The organism is Ruminococcus flavefaciens (assembly GCF_900108555.1).
Lineage (GTDB): Bacteria > Bacillota > Clostridia > Oscillospirales > Ruminococcaceae > Ruminococcus > Ruminococcus flavefaciens_P.
Window position 1 is genome coordinate 142,255 of record NZ_FNWV01000002.1, and the last position, 23,723, is coordinate 165,977.

General features: G+C 46.1%; 26 protein-coding genes. 22 read left to right on the forward strand and 4 right to left on the reverse strand.

What is annotated here, in order from left to right; translation table 11 throughout:
* Nucleotides 1–24: 24 nt before the first annotated feature.
* The 22 genes from BLW60_RS03890 (at nt 25) to BLW60_RS03995 (ending at nt 19,341) form a co-directional block, all read left to right on the forward strand.
* Nucleotides 25–645, forward strand: a complete 621-nt coding sequence (locus BLW60_RS03890) for a hypothetical protein (RefSeq protein WP_074714574.1) — start codon at nt 25–27, stop codon at nt 643–645.
* A 31-nt stretch (nt 646–676) separates the two neighbouring features.
* Complete coding sequence (gene mutL, locus BLW60_RS03895; protein ID WP_074714575.1) at nt 677–2,719, forward strand: DNA mismatch repair endonuclease MutL; 2,043 nt, start codon at nt 677–679, stop codon at nt 2,717–2,719.
* Between the two features lie 9 nt (nt 2,720–2,728).
* The gene (locus BLW60_RS03900; protein ID WP_074714576.1) at nt 2,729–3,421 is read left to right on the forward strand and encodes a hypothetical protein; all 693 of its coding nucleotides are present in this window, start codon (nt 2,729–2,731) and stop codon (nt 3,419–3,421) included.
* On the forward strand, nt 3,405–4,358 hold the full coding sequence (miaA, locus tag BLW60_RS03905; protein WP_074714577.1) for a tRNA (adenosine(37)-N6)-dimethylallyltransferase MiaA: 954 nt from the start codon (nt 3,405–3,407) through the stop codon (nt 4,356–4,358). The genes BLW60_RS03900 and miaA overlap by 17 nt, the downstream gene beginning before the upstream one ends.
* A 98-nt stretch (nt 4,359–4,456) precedes the next feature.
* Nucleotides 4,457–4,696: an RNA chaperone Hfq gene (hfq, locus tag BLW60_RS03910; protein ID WP_072951924.1), complete on the forward strand. Its 240-nt coding sequence runs from the start codon at nt 4,457–4,459 to the stop codon at nt 4,694–4,696.
* Nucleotides 4,697–4,707: 11 nt separating this feature from the next.
* Nucleotides 4,708–5,970: a biotin/lipoyl attachment domain-containing protein gene (locus BLW60_RS03915; protein WP_074714578.1), complete on the forward strand. Its 1,263-nt coding sequence runs from the start codon at nt 4,708–4,710 to the stop codon at nt 5,968–5,970.
* Nucleotides 5,960–6,652, forward strand: a complete 693-nt coding sequence (locus BLW60_RS03920) for a YggS family pyridoxal phosphate-dependent enzyme (protein ID WP_074714579.1) — start codon at nt 5,960–5,962, stop codon at nt 6,650–6,652. Before BLW60_RS03915 ends, BLW60_RS03920 begins: the two co-directional genes overlap by 11 nt.
* Nucleotides 6,653–6,749: 97 nt before the next feature.
* Nucleotides 6,750–7,220, forward strand: a complete 471-nt coding sequence (locus BLW60_RS03925) for a cell division protein SepF (protein ID WP_028518661.1) — start codon at nt 6,750–6,752, stop codon at nt 7,218–7,220.
* Complete coding sequence (locus BLW60_RS03930) at nt 7,220–7,978, forward strand: YlmH family RNA-binding protein (RefSeq protein ID WP_074714580.1); 759 nt, start codon at nt 7,220–7,222, stop codon at nt 7,976–7,978. The genes BLW60_RS03925 and BLW60_RS03930 overlap by 1 nt, the downstream gene beginning before the upstream one ends.
* A gap of 12 nt (nt 7,979–7,990) precedes the next feature.
* A complete protein-coding gene (locus BLW60_RS03935; protein WP_074714581.1) occupies nt 7,991–8,551 on the forward strand; it encodes a DivIVA domain-containing protein in 561 nt (186 codons plus the stop codon).
* Nucleotides 8,552–8,612: 61 nt separating this feature from the next.
* Complete coding sequence (gene ileS, locus BLW60_RS03940) at nt 8,613–11,390, forward strand: isoleucine--tRNA ligase (RefSeq protein WP_074714582.1); 2,778 nt, start codon at nt 8,613–8,615, stop codon at nt 11,388–11,390.
* 68 nt (nt 11,391–11,458) lie between these two features.
* Nucleotides 11,459–11,968, forward strand: coding sequence for a signal peptidase II (gene lspA / locus BLW60_RS03945; protein WP_081348109.1), 510 nt, complete (start codon nt 11,459–11,461; stop codon nt 11,966–11,968).
* Nucleotides 11,961–12,875 (forward strand): RluA family pseudouridine synthase, encoded by a 915-nt coding sequence (locus BLW60_RS03950; RefSeq protein WP_074714583.1) that lies wholly within the window; start codon nt 11,961–11,963, stop codon nt 12,873–12,875. Before lspA ends, BLW60_RS03950 begins: the two co-directional genes overlap by 8 nt.
* Before the next feature lie 11 nt (nt 12,876–12,886).
* Nucleotides 12,887–13,708, forward strand: coding sequence for a Cof-type HAD-IIB family hydrolase (locus BLW60_RS03955; protein ID WP_074714584.1), 822 nt, complete (start codon nt 12,887–12,889; stop codon nt 13,706–13,708).
* A gap of 4 nt (nt 13,709–13,712) precedes the next feature.
* Nucleotides 13,713–14,033, forward strand: coding sequence for a hypothetical protein (locus BLW60_RS03960; protein WP_074714585.1), 321 nt, complete (start codon nt 13,713–13,715; stop codon nt 14,031–14,033).
* 256 nt (nt 14,034–14,289) lie between these two features.
* On the forward strand, nt 14,290–15,129 hold the full coding sequence (locus tag BLW60_RS03965) for a transketolase (RefSeq protein WP_028518669.1): 840 nt from the start codon (nt 14,290–14,292) through the stop codon (nt 15,127–15,129).
* A gap of 5 nt (nt 15,130–15,134) precedes the next feature.
* Nucleotides 15,135–16,079, forward strand: a complete 945-nt coding sequence (locus BLW60_RS03970) for a transketolase family protein (RefSeq protein WP_074714586.1) — start codon at nt 15,135–15,137, stop codon at nt 16,077–16,079.
* 207 nt (nt 16,080–16,286) lie between these two features.
* The gene (locus BLW60_RS03975) at nt 16,287–16,673 is read left to right on the forward strand and encodes a hypothetical protein (RefSeq protein ID WP_074714587.1); all 387 of its coding nucleotides are present in this window, start codon (nt 16,287–16,289) and stop codon (nt 16,671–16,673) included.
* A 27-nt stretch (nt 16,674–16,700) separates the two neighbouring features.
* A complete protein-coding gene (locus tag BLW60_RS03980; RefSeq protein WP_074714588.1) occupies nt 16,701–17,087 on the forward strand; it encodes a hypothetical protein in 387 nt (128 codons plus the stop codon).
* 315 nt (nt 17,088–17,402) lie between these two features.
* Nucleotides 17,403–17,918: a 50S ribosomal protein L10 gene (gene rplJ / locus BLW60_RS03985; RefSeq protein ID WP_074714589.1), complete on the forward strand. Its 516-nt coding sequence runs from the start codon at nt 17,403–17,405 to the stop codon at nt 17,916–17,918.
* Between the two features lie 95 nt (nt 17,919–18,013).
* Nucleotides 18,014–18,388, forward strand: a complete 375-nt coding sequence (rplL, locus tag BLW60_RS03990; RefSeq protein WP_019679085.1) for a 50S ribosomal protein L7/L12 — start codon at nt 18,014–18,016, stop codon at nt 18,386–18,388.
* A gap of 209 nt (nt 18,389–18,597) precedes the next feature.
* Nucleotides 18,598–19,341, forward strand: coding sequence for a CAP domain-containing protein (locus tag BLW60_RS03995; protein WP_074714590.1), 744 nt, complete (start codon nt 18,598–18,600; stop codon nt 19,339–19,341).
* A 37-nt stretch (nt 19,342–19,378) separates the two neighbouring features.
* Here BLW60_RS03995 and grcA3 read toward each other — a convergent pair whose 3' ends face one another.
* From grcA3 to BLW60_RS04015, 4 genes are all read right to left on the reverse strand, one after another.
* The gene (grcA3, locus tag BLW60_RS04000) at nt 19,379–19,618 is read right to left on the reverse strand and encodes an autonomous glycyl radical cofactor GrcA3 (protein ID WP_019679089.1); all 240 of its coding nucleotides are present in this window, start codon (nt 19,616–19,618) and stop codon (nt 19,379–19,381) included.
* 91 nt (nt 19,619–19,709) lie between these two features.
* Nucleotides 19,710–19,928 carry a hypothetical protein gene (locus tag BLW60_RS04005; RefSeq protein ID WP_074714591.1) on the reverse strand — a complete coding sequence of 73 codons (219 nt, stop codon included), beginning with the start codon at nt 19,926–19,928 and terminating at the stop codon, nt 19,710–19,712.
* Nucleotides 19,925–22,033, reverse strand: a complete 2,109-nt coding sequence (gene pflB / locus BLW60_RS04010) for a formate C-acetyltransferase (protein WP_074714592.1) — start codon at nt 22,031–22,033, stop codon at nt 19,925–19,927. Before pflB ends, BLW60_RS04005 begins: the two co-directional genes overlap by 4 nt.
* Before the next feature lie 282 nt (nt 22,034–22,315).
* Nucleotides 22,316–23,518 (reverse strand): AI-2E family transporter, encoded by a 1,203-nt coding sequence (locus tag BLW60_RS04015; protein WP_207645906.1) that lies wholly within the window; start codon nt 23,516–23,518, stop codon nt 22,316–22,318.
* Nucleotides 23,519–23,723: the final 205 nt, after the last annotated feature.

Genomic DNA, 23,723 nt, shown 5'->3' on the forward strand with positions numbered 1-23,723 from the left:
AAATATATAATCGGAGGTAAAAATATGCCTGCATATATCTCAATGACATTTGAATACAGCCGTCTGGAGCTGGATTACGATAATATGAAGGAGCTTCTTGCTTACATCAAACACGCAGGGCTCGAATTCAAAAGCGGAGTCGGCAGCTGCGAAAACGAAACTATCGAGGATATACTTGAGTACAACCAGAAGAAGCTGGAGCAGAACTTCGTCCTCGGCAGTGACGAGAGCCGCGAAAATGACTATAAGCAGATGATATTCGGCTATGAAGGCTTTTCCGAGATACGCGGATATATCAGCAATAATTACCCTGCCGACAGGGAGTACAGCTTTACACTGCTGTTCAAGGAGGAAGAGGTCATTGCAGAGCGCGGCGTATACAAGACGGAAGCTATCGCAAAGATGAAGAATATTGCAAGCCTTTTGTGGATACTCCCGAAAACACGTACTGTACAGACCGAGCTCGAAACAAGTGACGGCATACGTACAGAGCAGGAGATAAAGGACGGTGCTGCACCGTCTGTCTGTCCGTTAGCCATAGTATCCGAAAAGCAGTTCGGACATATGGACACAGCAGCATATACCGACGACCATATTTATGCAGGCGGAGTCCTCATAATGCATAAGGATATCAAGCTGGTCTGAACCGCGTTCCATATCAGAAAGGAAGTAAGCAATGCCTCCAATAAACGTCCTAAGCAAGGAAATATCCGAACTCATCGCCGCAGGTGAGGTCATCGAGCGCCCCTCATCGGTCATAAAGGAGCTTGTGGAGAACTCCATAGACTCAGGGGCGACTCATATAACCGTGGAGATAAAAAACGGCGGAACTACATATATGCGCGTCACAGATGACGGCTGCGGAATGTCCTTTGACGATGTACCAAAGGCTTTTCTTCGTCATGCCACAAGCAAGATAAGTGCCAAGGAGGATCTTGAAAATATCCTTACTCTCGGCTTTCGCGGTGAAGCTCTTGCGTCTGTAGCGGCAGTTGCCCGTGTGGAGATAATGACAAAGCAGAAGGAAGAGCTTTACGGCACTCTCTACACTATCGAGGGCAGTACCGAAAAGACTCACGAGCAGAGCGGCTGTCCCGACGGCACTACCATAATTATCCGCGATCTTTTCTACAATGTGCCTGCAAGACGCAAGTTTATGAAAAAGGACGTTACCGAAGCAAATGCGGTGAGCAGTATACTCCAGAAGATAACTATGTCACACCCTGACATAGCTTTTCGCTTTATACGCGACAATCGCACCGAGTTCAATTCCAGCGGTGACGGGGAGCTGTTTTCGGCTGTATACGCAGTCTACGGCAGAGATTTTGCCCGTGACCTCATGCCTGTGGACTATGAATATGAGGGAGTCCATGTGGGCGGATACGTTATAAAGCCACTGTACTCCAAGAACAACCGCGCTTTCCAGAACTTCTTCGTAAACGGAAGATATGTCCGCTCAAGGCTTTGCTCTGCGGCTTTGGAAAATGCTTACACAAACATGATAATGACAGGCAAATTTCCTGCCTGCGTACTTCTCATAGACCTGCCGCCCAGCACTATGGACGTAAATATCCACCCCACGAAGGCGGAGGTGCGCTTTACCAACGAAAAATCCGTATCGGACGCGGTATATTTCGCTGTGAAGAACGCCATGATGAAGGACGGTCTTATATATGAGTTCGAGCTGAAGCCCCATGCGGACTGGACAAAGCCTGTTCCCGAGCAGGAGGAGATGATACAGCAGGAATTCCTGTTCACTCCCGTTGACAAGATAGAGGAGACAGAGAAAAAGCTTGCAGAAGCTCCTGCGGCTGTATCTGCGCCTGTTCAGCCTGTGCGCAGAGAGATCGAGGAAACGCCTTATACTGCGGATATAAAGCCAAGTACCGCATATGACCAGCCAAAGCCTGTGCAGGTGGCAGCTCCTGTATACGAAAAGCCCGAGCCTGTACGCGAAGCCGAAGAAGCTCCGAAAGAGGAGCAGGTGACTGAGAGCGTAAAAGCTCCCGAGCCCGTTTCGGTCAGCGAACCCGAGCCTGCACCTGTTGAGGGATTCAGCTATATCACTCAGCAGGCATTTACTGCCGCACAGCCTGTAGTTTCTCAGCCTGCCGAGGAGAAGAAAGAGGAGTCTGTATGGACGGAAAAGCCTAAGATACGTGTTATCGGCGAAGCCTTCGGGCTTTACATCGTTGCCGAAGTGGGCGATGATACCATGATAATGATCGACAAACACGCTGCCCATGAGAGAATAATATTTGAGCGTCTGAAAAGCCGCAACTGTAGGCAGTACAGTCAGCAGCTCCTTACGGGAGTTCGTGTGCTGCTCACAGGTGACGAGATAAGCGCACTTGAATCAAATCAGGAGCTTCTTGCGGACTTAGGTTTTGCTTTTGACTTTTCAGAGAAGCCCTGCGTGGTGGCAACGGCTGTCCCCACATTTATAATGGAGCTTGACATGGAGGACATAATCTCCGAGATAGCCAATAATCTTCGTATGTACAGCCACGACCCACAGTCTCATATGCTGGACGATATGCTCCATACAGTTGCCTGCAAATCAGCGATAAAGGGCAATGACAAGAACGATATCGCTGAGCTGCAATCTCTTGCGGAGCAGGTGTATTTCGACGAGCGCATACGCCATTGTCCTCACGGCAGACCTGTAATGTTCACCATGACCAAGAGCAATATCTCTCATCAGTTCAAAAGGACGTAAGGAGTAACTATGAAACGAGCTGTTAAAGCATTCATCGCAGTATATTTCACAGTAATAATGTGCTTTATTGGCGGTATGACCGCTTTTGCATGGGACGTTGATACACTTCGTCAGAATATAACACTGAAAAACGCTCCCGAAGGCACGGCATTTGCGGATATTCTCGTAAAGGACAAGAAAAATGACAAGTATGCCGTTGATTTCAATGAGGAGAACGGAAAGCTCCTCGGAGTCGGCAAAGACTGCGGACTTGCAAAATATGAAGAAGGCGGCTACACAAGTATGCTCCTGCGTCATAACTGTGCCGTCTTTGAAAAGTCGGATATGGAAAATATGTATGTGATGTTCGGGCTGAAAGAAGAAAACGATGAGATATTCAATCATTTCAGTCAGGTGAAAGTTGCTTACTGCGATAAGGACGGCAATATCCTCGGAGTTACCAATGCGTCTGCGTTTGAAACAGTGCATTTTTTCAATACTCCTGCTGCATATACCATTGAGACTAACGGCGAGGGGATATACTGCCGTGTAAGTACAGGACCCCCGTATTTTATGATGTTAGTCGTGCCTGTACTTGTTTTAGTGCCTTCTTTTGGCATTGCATTGGGTGTAATAGCTAAAAGGCTGAGAAAAAAGGCTCAGACAGCAAAAATGATAAAGCGTATACAGTCGGGAGAAGTTGATAATGAACGAAAAGAATAAAAAGCCCTTTGTGCTTGCAGTTGTCGGTCCTACGGCATCGGGCAAGACATGGCTGGGCGTAGAGCTTGCAAAGATTTACGGCGGAGAGGTCATCTCCGCCGATTCCATGCAGATATACAAGGGTATGGACATAGCTTCGGCAAAGCCTTCGGAAGAAGAAAAACAGGGGATACCTCATCATCTTATGGATCTCCTGGACAGAGATATCAGCTTCAGTGCTGCGGACTATGTTCAGCTGGCAAATGAGAAGATACAGGAGATACTCTCACGGGGAAAGCTTCCTATTATAGTAGGCGGCACGGGACTTTACATCGACTCGCTCCTTGAAAACGTGAAGTTCTCCGAGGGCGGCAGCGATGAGGCTTACCGTGAGGAGCTATACGCATTTGCAAAAGAACACGGCAACGAGGCACTCCATGCAAGGCTTGCGGAGATTGACTCGGAAGCCGCAGAGGGTATACACCCCAATAATCTGGTGAGAGTAGTCCGCGCACTGGAGGTCTGTCACGTTACGGGCAGGAAGTTCAGCGAGCTGAAACGTGAGAGCAAAATGGTGGAAAGTCCGTATAATTCCCTTATTATAGGGCTGAACTATGAGAACAGACAGACTTTATACGAACGCATAGACCTGCGCGTTGACGAAATGGTAAAGGCAGGACTTGTCGAAGAAGCTCGGCAGCTCTGGCTTGAAAGCGGCATGAAAACGGCTGCGAATGCCATAGGCTATAAGGAGCTTATCCCATATTTCAAGGATGAAAGAGCTCTTGATGACTGCATTGCGGATATCAAGCAGGAGACAAGACATTACGCCAAGCGTCAGCTCACATGGTTCAGAAGAAACCCTCGCATAGAGTGGATAATGCCCGATACATTTAATAAAAAAATTGAAATATTAGAAAAATGCAAAAAAACTATAGCCAAACACTTTGAAGTGTGATATAATGTAATGTGTGTATTTCTACGCGAGTTATTTGGAAAATAATTTTACCCGTTCAGATGTACACGTAAACAAATAAATCAGATAGGAGAATGTGTATGAACAAAACTATCAATCTGCAGGATGTTTTCCTTAATCAGTGCAGAAAAGACAAGATCATGGTAACTATTATCCTTACTAACGGATTCCAGTTCAAGGGTATGGTAAGAGGCTTTGACAGCTATGTAGCTATCTTCGACTGCGAAGGCAAGCAGCAGCTGGTTTACAAGCACGCTATATCAACGATCATCCCGGCAAGAGCAGTTTCTATTCTTGACGCTTCGGAAAAGAACGACTAAGGGTGATCTGAATGCGATTTGCCAGATCGGAAAGCAGCTTCATGGTCAAGCTCCTGAGGAACATTGTCCTTGTGCTGCTTCTGATAATTTTTATCAGCATAGTCTATAATTTCCGCAACAGAGAGAGCAATACCGTCTCGGCTCTGATGGCTTCCGCTGTATCCTCAAAGGAATACAAGGGAGTATTCATCAGGGACGAGGAGATAATCCTCTACAGCGGAAACGGTGTTCTCAGCTATAATGTGTCTGACGGCGGAAGAGTCGGCAACGGCACTGTCATCGCGGAGGCTTACCCCTCTGATGAACAGCTGAGCATAAAGCATGAAAAGGCTAAGCTGGAAAAGGAACTCGCTGTCCTTCAGAAGATACAGAACCCCGGTACTCTCGAATCCGCACAGCCTGCAAATCTGTCGGAAAGTATCGCAGAGAATTACCGCAGGCTTATATGCAGCAGGGATACGGGTGATTTTGAGACTCTTGACGAGGTCAGTGAGGAGCTTCTCGTAAAGCTCAGTACCTATCAGATAATAACAGAAGAGGTACAGGGCTTCAGCCAGAAGATCTCGGACATAAAGGCTGAGATAGCAAAGCTCGATGCAAAGGCAGTAGCACCGCAGGAAACTATATCCGCGAAACGCTCTGCTTACTTTGCAAGCTATATCGACGGCTATGAGGACAAGCTCACTACAAAAAACCTTGACAGTCTTACAGTCTCTATGCTTGAAGGGATAACTGACAGGAAATCCACAGCACCTAACGTGGTCGGAAAGCTTATAGACGGTTACGGCTGGTATCTTGCACTGGTTGCCGATAACTCAAAGAAAGAGTACGCTATCGGCGATGAAGTAAAGCTGAGATTTGATTCGTCAGCAGAAGCTTATCCTGCTCAGATCACGGATATCCGTGACGAAAGCAAAAATAAAAGTATCATCATAATATCATGTGATAAGTTCAATTACGAGCTCGTACAGCACAGAGCTGAGATCGTGGAGCTTATCAAGGGCGAGCACAATGGTCTTAAAGTTCCCCGTGAGGCTATACGTTTTGCCGATGTAAAGACAACGTACACCGATGAAAACGGAAACGAAGCAGAAAAGGTGCTCACAAGCAAGGGTGTATATATCCGTAAGGGCGAGCAGATACTGTTCAAAAAGATAAAGGTAGTCTATGAGGGAAGCGATTACGTTCTCTCTGAGGTGAATGACGATCCCGAGTATCTTGCGCTTTACGATGATATTATGATCGAGGAGGTCGAGAAAGAGAATGAAAAGTAACGATCTCGCTTATATCGACGAGAATTTGCACATAATAAGAGAGAGATGCGCAGAAGCCAAGGCAAAATACCGAAAGCCCGAAGATACTGTCCGCATCATGGCTGTAACGAAAACTGTTGCTCCCGAAGCCATTAACCACGCCATAGAGCTTGGTATTGACCTTCTCGGAGAAAACAGAGTACAGGAGTATCTCTCAAAGGCTGACTTCTATGACAAGTCGGCTGAGGTGCAGATAATTGGTCATTTACAGACAAACAAGGTAAAATATATCATAAATTCGGTAAGTATGATACAGTCTGTTGACAGCCTTAAACTGGGACAGGAGATAAGCCGCCTCGCTGTGAAGAACGGCAGGACGATGGATATCCTGTGCGAAGTCAATATCGGCGGTGAGGACTCCAAGAGCGGAGTCGCTCCCAATGAGCTGAATGAGCTGATCGAAGGACTGAAAGAGCTTGACGGAATAAGGATAAGGGGGCTTATGACTATCCCGCCGCCGGGCGAAAGCGATATCTTCCTCGGACGTATGAAGGAGCTTTACGACAGCGTAAAGGCTCAGTACCCCGATATGGATACGCTCTCTATGGGTATGACTCATGATTATGCCGAAGCCATAAAGTACGGCTCTACGCTGGTGCGTATAGGTACGGGGCTTTTCGGCGCAAGAGACTACTCAAAGTAACTCACAGCGGAATGCTGGATATCAACACGGGATGCTCCGCATTGATCCTGTGAAGAGAAATATATATAAACAAATAATGCGGAGAAGGAGTATTAAGATGAAACTTTTTGACGGTATTAAAGATTTTTTCTTTGCTGCAGATGATGATGATTTTGAAGCTGATGTACCAGTACGTCATGAGCGTGAAAGAGGCGGTTTTCAGCCTTCCGATCAGGACGATGCTCCTGTAAACGAGACAAGTGCTCCGGGAACAGGCAGAAGAAACAAGGTAGTTAATATCCAGACTACTGCACAGCTCCAGGTGGTTCTCGTAAAGCCTTCTGCTTTTACAGACGCTAAGCAGATCGCAGATCACCTTATCGCAAAGAAGACAGTAGTTCTTAATCTTGAAACAGCTTCTCCTGAAAATAAGAGAAGAATAATCGACTTCCTTGTAGGTGTTGCTTATGCAAACGGCGGAAGCCTCAAGCCTGTTGCTAATCTGACATATATCATTACTCCATATAATGTCGGCTTTATCGGCGAAGACCTTGTTGGCGAGCTGGAGAATAACGGCGTATTCATCTGATGAACGATCAGTCGGATAAGCTGTTTGCTGCAAGGCTGGGGGATATGGTCTCGCTCTGTGAAAGAGACGTGACAGCTCAGTTCTCATCATTTCTCGACGAGCGTCAGTGCGCTGCGGCTGAGATGTGGTGCAGGAAAAACACTGGTGGGCTAAGGTATATGCTGTGGGGCGGATATGAGAATGCCAGAAGAAAGATACTTGCTGTATACCCCGATTACTGTGAGGAGTATATCAAAGATGACTTCCCTATGAAATGCCTTACCTTCAGCTATCGCAAGGAGGACAAGCTTACGCACAGAGACTTCCTCGGCTCTTTTATGGCTCAGCAATTGAAGCGCGAAGCCATTGGCGATATCGCCGCGGAGGAGGGAACTGCACAGACCTTCGTCACTGAAGTTGCGGCAAAGCTTATCATGTCTGCGGTCTCTAAGATAGGCAGGGTCGGAGTTAAAATATCCGATGACAAGCCCTTTGAGCTGGAAAACGCTCAGAAATTTCAGGATATCAGCGGAACTGTCGCATCGCTGCGCCTTGACTGCGTAGTAGGGGCTGCGGCAAATGTCAGCCGTGAAAAGGCTGCTGCTCTTATCCGTTCGGACAAGGTGGATATAAACCACTTTCCCGTTTCTTCCGTATCCCATGAAGTCAGAGAGGGGGATATCCTCTCGGTTAGAGGCTGCGGAAGGTTTATTCTTTCGGGTATTAACGGCTCGACCAGAAAGGGCCGCATACACATAAATCTGAGAAAATATATTTAGAGGTGAATTGAAATGATAACTTCAAAGGACGTTAGAAATAAGAGATTTGAAAAAGCTGCTTTCGGCTATAAGCAGGAGGAAATAGACGAATTCCTTACACAGCTCGAGGCTGAGCTCGACGAAATGGAGCGCGAGCGTGCAGAGGCTAACAGTAAGATACAGGTGCTTGCCGACAAGGTAAGAGAATATATGAGAGACGAGGACGCTCTCAAGGACGCACTTCTCGGTGCTCAGAAGCAGGGTCATCAGGTGCTCAACGAAGCTAACGAAAAGGCTGAGCAGATACTTGCTGAGGCTAAGGAAAAGGCTGCTGCTCTTGAGGACGAGGCTGTACGTCAGCACGCAGAGGCTATGGAGAAGAACCGCGCTGAGATCGCTAAGGAGAAGGAAGCTCTCATCGAAGCTCAGCAGCAGGTAGCTGACTTCAAGAAGAGCCTCTTTGATATGTATAAGAGCCACCTTGAGCTCATCTCTTCTATGCCTGAGACATTCGATGATGCCGAGACAGAAGAGGAAGAGCCTCAGACAGCTGAAGAGATAGCTGCTGCTGTAGCTGCTGAGACAGAAGAATAATTATATCAAAAAAGATCGAAAGGAGGATCTCTCAGAGCTTTTAAATGAGAGATCAGATAGTATGGCACAGGATTATAACAGTACCCTTAATTTACCGCAGACAGAATTCCCCATGCGCGGAAATCTGCCTAAGAGAGAACCCGAAACTCTCAAAAAATGGGAAGATGAAAGACTCTATTACAAGATGATAGACAAGAACAAGGGCAAGCCTTCATATGTTCTCCATGACGGACCTCCATATGCAAACGGCGAGATCCACCTGGGACACGCTCTTAACAAGTCTCTCAAGGATTTCATCGTAAAGTATAAGAATATGAGCGGATTCTGTGCTCCTTACGTTCCCGGCTGGGATACTCACGGACTTCCTATCGAGCTGAAAGCTATGAAGGCTATCGGCGTTGAAAACGGTGCTATCCCTGCGGTAGACCTGAGAAAGCACTGCCGTGAATACGCTATGACTCAGGTCGCTAACCAGATGAAGGGCTTCAAGAGACTCGGTTCACTGGGCGATTATGAATATCCTTACCTTACACTTCGCCCTGAGTATGAGGCAAAGCAGGTGGAAGTATTCGGCTCAATGGTAAAGAAGGGCTATATGTACAAGGGCTTAAAGCCTGTTTACTGGTGCCCTGACTGTAATACCGCTCTTGCTGAGGCTGAGATAGAGTATTCCAACGATCCTTGCTATTCGATCTATGTCAAGTTCAACGTAACTGATGATAAGGGTATCTTCAAGGGACTTGGACTCGATCTTTCAAAGATATATTTCGTTATCTGGACAACTACTACATGGACTATTCCGGGCAACCTTGCTATCTGCCTTGGTCCTGAGTATAACTATACCCTCGTTCACGTAGGCGATGAGTACTACGTAATGGCTGAGGAGCTTGTAAAGACTACTATGGAAACTGCCGGTATCACAGAGTATACCACAGAGCATATCTTCACAGGTGCAGAGCTTGAGGGAATGAAAACAAAGCATCCGCTCTACGACCGTCTTTCACCTGTCATCGTAGGTGACCACGTTACTCTTGAAAGCGGTACGGGCTGCGTACATACAGCTCCCGGCTACGGTGTAGAGGACTTTGAGGTTTGCAAGAAGTACGACGATATCGGTATCATCGTATGCGTTGACTCAAAGGGTAAGCAGACTGCCGAAGCAGGTGAATTCGAGGGCATGGACACAGATCAGGCTAACAAGGCTATCGCTGCAAAGCTCACAGAGCTGGGCGCAATGCTGGCTACACAGAAGATCGTTCACCAGTACCCACACTGCTGGAGATGTAACAGCCCTATCATATACAGAGCTACAGAGCAGTGGTTCTGCTCAGTAAACGGCTTCAAGGACGATGCTATCAAGGCTATCGAGTCTGTTCAGTGGATCCCTGAGTGGGGCGAGGACAGAATAAAGGGCATGGTACGCGACAGAAGCGACTGGTGTATCTCACGTCAGAGAACATGGGGCGTTCCGATACCAGTTGTTTACTGTAAGGACTGCGGCAAGCCTATATGCAATGACGAGACTATCAATGCTATCTCTGAACTCTTCCGCAAGGAAGGCAGCGATGCATGGTGGACTAAGGATACAAGCGAGTTTATCCCTGCAAGCGTTAAGTGCGAGTGCGGCTGCGGTGAATTCACTAAGGAATACGATATCATGGACGTATGGTTCGACAGCGGTGTATCTCATACCTCTGTTATGGAAGGAAAGGACTTCCCGAGCCTTACATGGCCTGCTGACCTTTATCTCGAAGGTGCAGATCAGTACAGAGGCTGGTTCCAGTCATCGCTCCTTACATCTGTTGTATACAAGGGACAGTCTCCTTACAAGGCTGTTTGCACCCACGGCTGGGTCGTTGACGGCGAAGGCAAGGCAATGCACAAGTCACTTGGCAACGGTATAGATCCAAGCGAGATAACAGACCAGTACGGTGCTGATATCCTCAGACTCTGGGCAGCTTCTTCGGATTATCACAGTGATATCCGTATCTCAAAGCCTATCCTCGGTCAGCTCTCCGATGCTTACAAGAAAATAAGAAATACTGCTCGTTTCATTCTGGGCAACCTCGGAAACGGTGCAGGCTTTGATCCCGATAAGGACAGTGTGTCCGACGATCAGCTTACAGAGCTTGACAAATGGGCACTTATGAAGCTCGATAATCTTATCGACACTATGAAGAAGGGCTATGATGCATTCGATTTCCATATCGCACTTCACGCTCTTCACAACTTCTGTGTAATAGATATGTCAAACTTCTACCTTGACATCATCAAGGACAGACTTTACTGTGAGAAGGAAGATTCCGTTCTCAGAAGAGCAGCTCAGACTGCTATGTATCGCATAATCAGTGCTATGACAAGACTGGCTGCACCTATCATTTCATACACAGCCGAGGAGATATGGCAGTTCATGCCTCATTCGGCAGCAGACGACAAGGAAAGCGTATTCCTCAACCAGATGCCTGAAAAGAGCGGCATCGAGTTTACAGCTGAGTTTACAGACAAGTGGGATTTCATCTACAATACCCGTCTTGCAGTAAACAAGGTCCTTGAGGACGCACGTAACGAAAAGACTATCGGTAAGTCACTTGAAGCTAAGATCATCATCAAGAGCAGCGATGCTGACTATGACAGATATGCTTCACTGGCTGACCAGCTCAAGGATATCCTCATCGTATCAGGCGTTGAGGTCGAAAAGAGCGGTGCCGAGACTTCATTCGTTGTTGCTAAGGCAGAGGGCGAAAAGTGCGAACGCTGCTGGTGCTTCAGCAAGTATGTCGGCACAAACCATAATCACCCGACACTGTGTGAGAGATGCGCAGTGGCTGTAGAAGCTTAATAATTAGTACTATATTGCCTGTCGGCTGAAAAAGTCGGCAGGCTGTCTTATTGAAAGGATAAAACAACGTGGCTATACTTCTTGTACTGATGGCAGCGGCTCTTGTAGGAGCTGACCAGCTTGTGAAATACTGGGCAATACATGAACTCAAACCCGTGGGCACTAAGGAATTCATACACTTCGGCGATTTTAAGATAATAGACCTTACCTATCTGGAGAATGACGGTGCTATCTTCGGAAGTATGTCGGGACAGAGGTGGTTCCTCGTAGGCTTTACGAGCCTTGTGGTGATAGGCGGTATTATCCTGCTCTTCAAAGTATTTCGACGTTCAAAGCTATTGAATATCGCGCTCACACTGTTCATAGCAGGTGGCATCGGCAACCTTATAGACCGTTTCCGCTTCTCATATGTTGTGGATATGTTCGAGGTAAAGCTCTTCCACTTTGCTATATTCAATGTGGCAGATATCTGCGTAACTGTGGCTTTTGTGCTGCTTCTCATCTACGGTATCTTCATTGATCCAAAGATAGAAAAGGCAAAGAAAGCTGAGACAGAAAAGGCGGCTGAAAATGAATGAGCAGGTAGTCCTTACAGCTTCTGCCGAGGACGCAGGAAGCCGTATCGACAAGTATATTTCGGACAATATTGCTGAGCTGACACGTTCGGCAGCACAGGGACTTATCGAAAAGGGCATGGTCACATCGGGCGGCAAAGCCGTAAGCAAGAACATGAAGCTCAAAGGCGGCGAGGAGATAGTCGTTGAGATACCCGAGCCCGAGCCTATGGACGCTGTTCCCGAGGATATACCGCTGGATATCGTCTATGAGGACGATGACCTGCTTGTGGTGAACAAGCCAAAGGGCATGGTGGTACACCCTGCTCACGGTAATTACACGGGTACACTTGTCAATGCTTTGCTTCATCACTGCGGAGACAGCCTTTCGGGCATAAACGGCGTTATACGCCCCGGTATCGTACATCGTATCGACAAGAACACAAGCGGACTTCTCATCGTTGCGAAGAATGACGCTTCTCACTTAAAGCTTGCGGAGCAGATAAAGGTCCACAGCTTTACAAGAGAATACGAGGCAGTTGCCTGCGGATACTTCAAGGAGACTGAGGGAACTGTTGACGCTCCTATCGGGCGGCATAAGACCGACAGGAAGAAGATGTGCGTGACTACCGAAAATTCGCGCAATGCTGTTACTCATTACAGCGTGATAAAGCAGTACAGCGGCTATGCACACGTAAGACTAAGACTTGAAACGGGCAGGACTCATCAGATAAGAGTCCACCTCAGCTATATCGGACACCCCGTACTGGGAGATGATGTCTACGGAAAGCCATATAAGGGACTTGAAGGACAGTGTCTTCATGCGCGTAAGATAGGCTTTATCCACCCGTCAACAGGTGAGTATATGGAGTTTCAGAGCGAACTGCCCGAATACTTCACTGCTGTCCTGAGAAAGCTTGAGAAAATGTAGGAGTGATACCTTTGTTTGAAGATATATCGAAAGTCGTACTGCTCAGCGATATGGACGGAACTCTCCTAAATTCGCAGAAGGAGATAACCGCTGCTGACAGAGCTGCAATTGAGCATTTCACGCAGCTGGGCGGACGGTTTACTGTAGCTACGGGACGTACAATACAGTCTTTCACACAGTTCCGCAGCACACTCGGACTTAAATACCCTATCATAATGTATAACGGAGCGGCTATCTATGATTATGTCAGCGGAGAAACGCTCTATACCAAGCCTCTGACCACTGCGGCTAAGGATTATACCCGAAAGCTCCTTGAGCTTATGCCCCAGGCAGGCGGAGAGGTGCTGAAAACCGACGGCACTTACGTTTTCAGCAATACGGATTATCAGCAGCTCCACACGAAGCTGTGCAATATCGTGCCGAATTATGCCGAGCTTGATGAAATATCCGACGGCGGCTGGCTGAAAGTGCTTTTTTCGCTTGCTCCCGAAGATGTTGATTATATGCAGATACTGACAGGCAAGCTTGACTTTGAGGACGTTGATTTCGTAAAGTCATCGGATATATTCCTTGAAATGCTCCCGAGCGGAGTAAGCAAGGGCTCGGCACTTAAAGAATACAGAAAGCTCAGAGGAATGGAGGGCTGCACCTTCGTTTCTGTCGGCGATTTCGACAATGATATAGAGATGATAGTCGAAGCCGATGTGGGAGCTTGCCCTGCAAATGCACAGGACAGCGTAAAGGAGAAGGCAGACCTCGTTTTAAAATGTACCAATGAAAACGGTGCGGTAGCTGAGCTTATAGACTACATAATCGAAAGGTGCAGCAAGTAGAACAATGAAAAAAAAGGCGGCAATAACAACATACATAATAATGATACTGATCATGGTCGGACTTCTGGCTATGCTGGTATACGGAACGCTCTACGGAAGAAGCTCGTCATCAACGGCTGACTTCACTATGAGCGATGCGGCAACTCTGGGACTGGCGATATGGGCGATACCTATGTGGATATCATCGCTCCTGCTTATGAAAGCATTAAGGCTCAGAGGGACTTTACATGAGAAACAGAACAAGATGCTCATTGCATTTCCTGCCATAGCTTGTACGGGATTTCTCATATTTTATCTCATCGTACTTGTGATGATGATATTCTGATGAATATAAACCGCAAGAAAAGTCTTGCAATGATACAATTTTTGCGGTATAATAAATACATAGCTTTTTTTGCAGGGGCGGGCGGCTGTCTGAATAATTAATAATTATTGCTATTGCTTTTTGTACCTGCGACAATATTATGAGCCATTGAAAAGTTAGGTACATGAGCAATATTAGGGGGCGACCGAGTCACCCGCCTTCTGCTGTCAAACAAATCACGGCGTTATGCCGTTAAATAAAGATCATGGAGGTCAATATGGACGCAAATATCAAAAAAGAATTGCAGAAAACAGCCTGCAAGGTTAGAATGGGCGTTATCGAAGGCACATATAACGCTAAATCAGGTCATCCGGGCGGCTCGCTCTCGATAAGCGATACCCTGACTTACCTCTACTTCAACAAGATGAACAACGATCCTAAAAATCCTGACGCTCCCGACAGAGACCGTCTCGTACTCTCAAAGGGACATACAGCTCCTGCTCTTTACTCTGTACTTGCACAGAAGGGCTATTTTTCTGTAGAAGAGCTCAAGTCTCTCCGTCATATCGGTGCGCTCTTACAGGGACATCCATGTATCCATATCCCAGGTGTTGATATGTCAAGCGGTTCGCTTGGACAGGGAATCTCTGCTGCCTGCGGTATGGCTCTTGCAGGAAAGATCGACGGCAAGTCATATAAGGTATACACTATCCTCGGCGACGGCGAGATCGAAGAGGGTCAGGTATGGGAAGCAGCTATGTTTGCAGCTCACAAGAAGCTCACAAACCTCGTTGCTATCGTAGACAACAACGGACTCCAGATCGACGGTCCTATAACTGAGGTATGCTCGCCTGAGCCTATCACAGATAAATTCGCAGCTTTCGGCTGGCACGTTATCACTATGGACGCTCATGACTTTGACGATATCGACAGAGCTTTCACAGAGGCTGAGTCAGTAAAGGACAAGCCTGTTGCTATCATTCAGAAGTCTGTAAAGGGCAAGGGCGTTTCATTCATGGAAAATCAGGTAGGCTGGCACGGTACAGCTCCTAACAAGGAACAGTACGATCAGGCAATGTCAGAGCTGAATGCGCAGTTAAAGGAATTGGAGGACTAATTATCATGGCAGATGTAATCAAAAAGGCTACCAGAGAAAGCTACGGCGAGGCTCTCAAGGAGTATGCCGAGGAATATAAGGATTTAGTAGTTCTCGATGCAGACCTTGCTGCTGCAACAAAGACAGGTATATTCAAGAAGGCTTATCCCGATCGTTTCTTCGACTGCGGTATCGCAGAGGCTAACATGATGGGTGTTGCAGCTGGTCTTGCAGCCTGCGGCAAAATACCTTTCGCAAGCACATTCGCAATGTTCGCAGCTGGAAGAGCTTTTGAAATAGTAAGAAACTCTATCGGCTATCCACATCTCAACGTAAAGATCGGTGCTACACACGCAGGTATCTCTGTTGGTGAGGACGGTGCTACACATCAGTGCAACGAGGATATCGCTCTTATGAGAACTATCCCGGGCATGACTATCATCAATCCTTGTGATGATGTTGAAGCTAAGGCTGCTGTAAAGGCTGCTCTCGACTTCAACGGTCCTGTATATATGCGTTTCGGCAGACTTGCTGTTCCTGTTATCAATGACGCTGCAACTTACAAGTTTGAGCTTGGCAAGGGTGTTGTTATGAAGGACGGTAAGGACGTTACTATAGTTGCTACAGGTCTTATGGTAAATGAGGCTGTAGAAGCTGCAAAGACTCTCGAAGCTGAGGGTATCTCTGCAAGAGTAGTAAATATCCACACTATCAAGCCTCTCGATAAGGAGCTTATCTGCAAGTGCGCTAAGGAGACAGGTCTCATCGTTACTGCTGAGGAGCACAGCATCATCGGCGGACTCGGTTCAGCAGTAGCTGAGGCAGTAACTTGCTGCTGTCCTGTTCCTGTTATAAAGATAGGTGTAAACGACGAGTTCGGACATTCAGGTCCTGCTGTTGATCTCCTCAAGGAGTTCGGCCTTTCAGCTGAGAACATCGCTAAGACAGTAAAGGCTGCTCTTAAAAAGTAATATAAAATTTGATCTAAGATAGTGAGTCCGCAAAGGCAATGGCCTTTGCGGACTTTTTTTATCATAATTACTGTTTACTCCTGCTTTGTATTGCTTCACTCCTTTTTTATTGAGAAAAAGCTGAAGGTGGGTATAATAATAACTGTAAGATGAATACGGCAAAAAGCCGCAGAGAATAAAAAACATATAATGAAAGGAATTTTTTTAATGAACACAAAGTATAACGCAGCAGCACTTGCATTTGCACTTTTAGCAACATCATCAGCAGCAATGAACGCAGACACAACTTCATCAACACCTGTTCTTACAGCTAAGGCAGCCGCAGCAGATGATAATGTCAAGGCAGTAAACCCTGTTAAGAATGAATTTTACAGATTATTCCGTGTAAGAAAGAACTTTATTGCATTTAAAGACGGTATTGTATGGAAGCTGGCAGATGATGTTAAGCTTGCTAATATTAACCTCATAAACCAAAAGGCAAGAATATACAAGGTCGGTGAGACAGTAGCACTTAATAGCAAGGGCTATGACAAATACGGTTTTAACCTCAGACCATATCTCGATTGCCTTATGGCACTTAAAGCAGCAAAGTGATCTTGAATTTGAAAGGAAATATATATAATGAAAAATAATATTATCGGTGCAGTCGCAGCACTTTCACTTTTAGCATCATCATATGCAGCATTGACAAACGGCACATCAGATCCGACATTGACTGCCAAGGCAGCAAATGCAAATCTTCAGGTCGTCGAGAACGGTGCTAATGTCGTAGTATGGAACGGACAGTTTAAATTAAAGTTTTTTGGCGAAGGCAGAAGATTTGTGGCAAATGGAAAAACACTGGTCAAAGGCGATGATCTAAAAGTATACTACGCAAATCTTGACGGGCTCATGCACGCAAATCCTAATTATATAGACAGAGAGAACATCTTCCTTGTTGTAAATACAAGGACAAACCAGAAGAAAATATTCTTTAATGTAAAAAATCCCAAAGTTTACCAGGTATGATCTGAACTGATCGTTACAGGATAACCCCCCCTTTTTGAATAAAATAGTATAGAGAAAAAGAGTATCGCAAGGTGCTCTTTTTTCTTTGATTTTTTTGAAGAAAATGCTTGACAAACGGGAAATTATATGGTATAATAATCAAGCTGTGAAATAACAGTATCGTATTCTAAAGACAGCTGGCAGAGCGAAAGCTCAGTAAGTCCCGCCGAGGAATAGCAATTGATAGAATTATCATTGTCCATTCTGCGCTGTCGGAATGGGCTTTTTTATTGCTCTCTGAATACGATGAATTTCATTCGGAGGTGAATACAAACTATGCCAAGCAATGCTGTACTCGAAGCAAAGAAGGCTAAGGTCGAGAAACTCACCGAGGTCATCAAGAATTCCGTTTCAGGCGTTCTCGTTGACTATAAGGGTATCACTGTTGAAGAGGATACTAAGCTCAGAAAAGAGCTCCGTGAGGCTGGCGTTAACTACTTTGTAGAAAAGAACACAATGCTTCTCCGTGCTTTCAAGGAATGCGGTATCGAGGGATTTGAAGAAGCTCTCAACGGTACAACTGCTCTTGCCGTTTCTAACGATGACCAGACAGCTCCTGCAAGAATCCTTGGTAAGTTCGCTGAGAAGGCCGGCGATGAGAAGTTCAATCTCAAGGCCGGATACGTTGAAGGTGAGGTCTACGATCAGGCTGGAGTTATTGCTCTTTCCAAGATCCCTTCAAAGGACACTCTTCTCGCACAGCTCGTTGGCTCTCTGCAGGGTCCCCTTCAGAAGCTGGCAGCTACACTCAACGCTGTTGCAGACAAGAAGAAGGAAGAAGAGGCTGCATAATAGCAGTAACATTCTTCATCACACATTTGCGGAGATATGCTCCGCAGCTTAAATCAGCCCAATAAGGGCAAATATAATTAAAGGAGATTATTATCATGGCTTCTGAGAAGATCACAAAATTTGTTGAAGATATCAAGACTCTTTCAGTTCTCGAGCTTTCTGAGCTTGTAGACGCAATCCAGGAAGAATTCGGCGTAACAGCTGCTATCGCTGCTGCTCCTGCTGCTGGCGGTGCTGCTGGCGGTGCTGCTGCTGCAAAGACAGAGTTCGACGTAATCCTTGCTTCATTCGGTGACGCTAAGATGGCTGTTATCAAGGTTGCTAAGGAAGTTCTCGGTCTTGGCCTTAAGGAGGCTAAGGAAGTAGTTGAGGCTGCTCCTAAGGCTATCAAGGAAGGCGTTTCTGAGGCTGAGGCTAACGAGCTCAAGGCTAAGTTTGAAGAGGCTGGCGCAACAATCGAGATCAAGTAATTTATATTACTATCGAGCATCAAGGCTGTACCGATTGGTACAGCCTTTTGTTTATTGTGATGTTTAAAATACTTCCGGATTGTGCATAATGTATATTTTAGAATTGATTTGTTGACTTGCACAGTAAAATATGCTATAATTATTTTGGGATATGTTTTCGCTTTCGTTTTGATAACGTTCGGCAATTGTGTTATTATGGAGGTATCATTATGAAAAAAACAGCTGCGATCCTGACTTCTTTAGTAATTGCAGGTCTATCATGTATTCCGACTGCTGCATCGGCAGCTACTTCTGAATTTATCGTGTCACCTGTATCAGACGAAACTGTAACTTCCTCAAATATGAGCACTTTTCCTTTCGAGGTTATGAAGCTTGTAAACAAAGAGCGTACAAGCAGGGGACTGCCTGCTTATAAAGTGCTGCCTGAGCTGATAAGGGCGGCAGATATACGTGCTAAGGAGACTGTAAAGCTATGGGATCATACTCGTCCCGATGGCAGAAATGGTCTTTCTGTAGTCGATGACCTCGGGCTTGACTGGAACTATCTTGGCGAGAATATCGCTCAGGGACAGACGACTCCTGAATCGGTAATGAACGGCTGGATGAATTCCAACGATCACAGAGCAAGTATACTGAGCACGAATTTCCAGTATATAGGCGTTGGCGTTGCTTATTCGGGGGGCAGATACTACTGGACACAGGTGTTCCTCGGCAGCTCGGCTAATTTCCCTGTGGCTTATTATCCCGAGCACTACGGCGATACTAACAATGACGGAAAGATCGACTCCATTGATGCGTCACTTGTGTTGAAGGAGTATGCCGCAACTTCGGTTGGAAAGCCGTATACACTGAAATCCAGCGAGAGAGCACGTTCTATGGTCAACGGCGATAACGTGGTGGATTCGGTAGATGCGTCCATAATTCTTCGTATCTACGCTAAAAACTCAACATGATAAAAAGGCTGTACCATTGGTACAGCCTTTTGTAATATCAAAGTGAAGAGTGGAAAGTTCTTGAGATAACATCGTCCTGCTGTTCTTTTGTGAGCTTGACGAAGTTAACTGCGTAGCCCGAAACTCTTACGGTGAGCTGTGGGTACTTCTCAGGGTGAGCCTGAGCGTCGAGGAGAGTTTCGCGTGTGAAAACGTTTACGTTAAGGTGGTGTCCGCCTTTTTCAACGTAGCCGTCAAGTAATTCAATGAGGTTATCGACCTGTTTCTGGTTATCCATATATATCCTCCTTTTTATAATTGGTAATTCTTAATTCATAATGCATAATTGTGGTATCGCCTTACGGCGATTAGTTTTAATTATGAATTGATCAAAATTCGTCGTCATCGTCGGGTTCAAGTTCGGTGGGCTGACAGCAAGCACCCTTTGTGCCACATATGTCGGTACTCTTTACGGTGTTGACTTTCAGTTCCGAGCCGTTTTCCGAGACTATATTCACATGACCGCTGCCCTGTTCCATGAGCTGATCAATAAGGTCTGCAAGCTCTGACGGATCATCGGTCTTGCCGAGCATATCGGGAGTTATCATTTTTCCTCTCCTCTGAGCTTGTCAAGATCAAGTTCTCCTGCGAATACTTCCATATCCTTGCCGAGAGCATTAGGCACGATTGAGAAAGTATTGGAGATACCGTCCTGTGCGTGTCTGAACGGCAGTTTTGCAACAGATGAGAGCGAAGCTACAGCACCGTGAGTGTCTCTTCCGTGCATGGGGTTAGCTCCCGGAGCAAGCGGTACTCCCTGTTTACGTCCGTCAGGAGTATTACCAGTCTTTTTGCCGTATACAACGTTTGAAGTGATTGTCAGGATAGACATTGTAGGTACGCCGTCACGATATGTGTGATGCTTTCTTACGCAGTCCATAAATCTGCGGACAACTTCAACAGCAAGCTTGTCTACGCGGTCGTCATTGTTGCCGTATTTCGGGAAATCGCCCTCGATCTCGTAGTCAACTACAACGTTCTTTGCAACGCTTGTGACATTACCTGCCTTGTCCTTTATTTCGATATCCTTGCGGATAGGCTTTACCTTAGCGTATTTGATAGCTGAAAGCGAGTCTGCAACAACGGAAAGTCCAGCGATACCTGTTGCGAAATAACGCTTTACATCTCTGTCGTGGAGAGCCATTTGCAGTCTCTCATAGCAGTACTTATCGTGCATATAGTGGATAACGTTGAGGGTGTTGACGTAAAGTCCTGCCAGCCACTCCATCATATCCATGTACTTTTCCCATACGTCATCGAAGTTGAGGTACTCAGTGTCAACAGGTCTGAACTTAGGACCTACCTGGAGTCCGAGACGTTCGTCCACACCGCCGTTTATAGCATAGAGCAGGCACTTTGCAAGGTTTGCTCTTGCGCCGAAGAACTGCATTTCCTTGCCAACGACCATTGATGATACGCAGCAGGCGATAGCGTAGTCATCACCGTGGATAACTCTCATCATGTCGTCGTTCTCGTACTGTATAGACGAAGTCTTGATCGACATTTTAGCGCAGTATTCCTTGAACTTTCTCGGGAGCTTGGTTGACCAGAGTATAGTCATATTCGGTTCGGGAGCAGTTCCAAGGTTTTCGAGAGTGTGGAGGTAACGGAAGCTGTTTTTTGTTACCATGTGATTACCGTCAACGCTTACGCCGCCGATAGACTCTGTTATCCATGTCGGATCGCCTGAGAAAAGGGAATTGTACTCAGGTGTACGTGCGAACTTGACGATACGGAGCTTCATGATGAAGTGGTCGATGAGCTCCTGCGCCTGTTCCTCTGTGAGTATGCCTTTTTCGAGATCACGCTGTATATAGATATCGAGGAATGTTGAAGTACGTCCGAGAGACATAGCTGCACCGTTCTGCTCCTTGACTGCTGCAAGGTAGCCGAAGTAAAGCCACTGGACAGCTTCCTGCGCGTTTGATGCAGGTCTTGAGATATCGAAGCCGTATATCTTGCCCAGTTCCTTGAGCTCGCCGAGAGCACGTACCTGCTCGGAAAGTTCCTCGCGGAGACGGATATTCTTTGAAGTCATTCGTACTAATGATGTCTCGATCTGATGCTTCTTGTCCTCAATGAGAAGGTCGATACCGTAGAGAGCAACTCTTCTGTAATCGCCGATGATTCGGCCTCTGCCGTATGCATCAGGGAGACCTGTGAGTATAGCGGAGTGACGTGCAAGTCTCATTTCGGGAGTATAAGCATCGAATACGCCCTGATTGTGAGTCTTTCTGTACTTTGTGAATATCTCAACTACCTCGGGATCGACTTCGTAGCCGTACTCCTTACAAGCCTGCTGAGCCATGCGGATACCGCCGAAAGGCTGCAATGAACGCTTGAAAGGCTTGTCTGTCTGGATACCGACTATCTTTTCCAGATCCTTGTTGAGATATCCTGCTTTATGTGATGTAATTGTGGAAACGATCTTGGTGTCCATATCCAGAACACCTCCGGCTTCTCTTTCCTGTCGGGAAAGATCCATGACCTGCTCCCAGAGCTTTTTTGTTGCTTCTGTAGGTGGTGCGAGGAAGCTCTCGTCACCATCGTAAGGAGTGTAGTTCTTCTTGATGAAGTCTCTAACGTTTACGGAAGTGGTGCTCCAGCGGCCTTCTTTGAAGCCGTCCCATTCCTTTGGCCATGTATTGATCATAACACATTACTCCTTTTAACATAAATATTATCCATAGATATATTATCACATTGATTAATTTTTGTCAATCTCTGTATATGCCTATATGGGCTAAAAAACGGTGTTTTTGGTTTTATCAGATTACAAAACATCTTTCCGATGTGAAAACCGCCTTTTGACTTCATCGGTTTATTGAAGTGTTTGGGCGGTCGGGGCTTTTGGAATATAAAAATGTTGTGAACTTGTTAGGGCAATTTGTGCATTTGACAGATTTTGCAGTAAGAAACAGTGTTTCGTGGGATATTACTTTTTCTTTTTAGTTTTTACAGCTTTTTGAGGCTTGTTTTTCGGCTTCTTCACGGGCTTTTCATCAACGGGAGCTATACCGCGCTCGGCTTCCGCGCTTTCAAGCTTTTCAAAGGAGAGCTTATACAGCGTTCCTGCAAGTGGGACTCCAAGAAGCATTCCGAGGATACCGAAAAGTCCGCCGCCGATAGTAACTGCGGCAAGAGTCCAGATACTTGGAAGTCCGACTGTTCCGCCGACAACTTTGGGGTAGATGATGTTTCCCTCAAACTGCTGTAAGATCAGCAGGAAGATGATGAATATAAGTGCCTGCATGGGATTTTCCGTAAGGATAATGAACGCGCTAAGTCCTGCACCTATGAATGCACCGACTATAGGGATAAATGCGGTAACTCCCACAAGAGTTCCCGACATAGCGGCGTATGGCAGCTTCAGGAGCTTCATGCCGATGAAGCAGAGCGTTCCGAGGATTATTGCTTCTATGAACTGTCCTACAAAGAAGCTCTGGAAAGTCTCGTTTGCTGTCTGCATGAAGTGAGATGTTTTCTGATTGATGCTCTCGCTGAACCATAAGCGTCTCAGACGGTTTATGTCGCGTATGAGCTTATCCTTGCGGAGAAGCATATATATTGCAAAGATTATACCGAGTATAATGTTGGTTAAGGTTGAGGTCACTCCGCCTATTATTCCCCATGCAGAGGATAATATGCCTGCAACTCCCGAGGTAAGGACTTTTGACAGCTTGCCTGCAATACTTGCCCAGTCAAATTCGAGATTTTCTATTTTTTTCTGTATTTCGGGGTATTCGTTCAGCTTGTCTGTAGCGAATTCCTTAACTTTGGTAAAGGCAGGAGGTATCTCATCGTACAGTACGCCGAATGCCTTGACTATCTCGGGGACAATTATATAACTTATCAGTATTATTGCCGCCACAGCTATCGTGAAAGAAAGCACAAGGCAGATCGGACGGCGCGTTTTGACGACGAAAGGCGAAGTGCTCTTTGGGAGATAATGCTTTTCAAAGGCTTTCATTACGATATTGAAGATATATGCTATGAAAAAGCCTATGAGCAATGGTTTGAGTGCTCCTAAAAGTATTGACAGGAGCTTTGTAAATACGTAAAAATTCTGTACGATGACGCATACCATTACAGCAAGAAGAGCTATGAAGATATAGCGTCTGATCTCTTGTTTATTCATATCCGGCTGTAAATAAGCCATATCCCTCCGATCTGATCTCTATAATCTCATTATACATTATATGCAGGCATATGTCACGGGGATAAATGTTAAATTTGTGTGAACATTTGCGTACTTGACCGCAGGCATATTTCATGATATAATATAATGTATAGATGTAAAACTGTTAATTATTTTATGTTATTATAATGAACGGAGGTATATA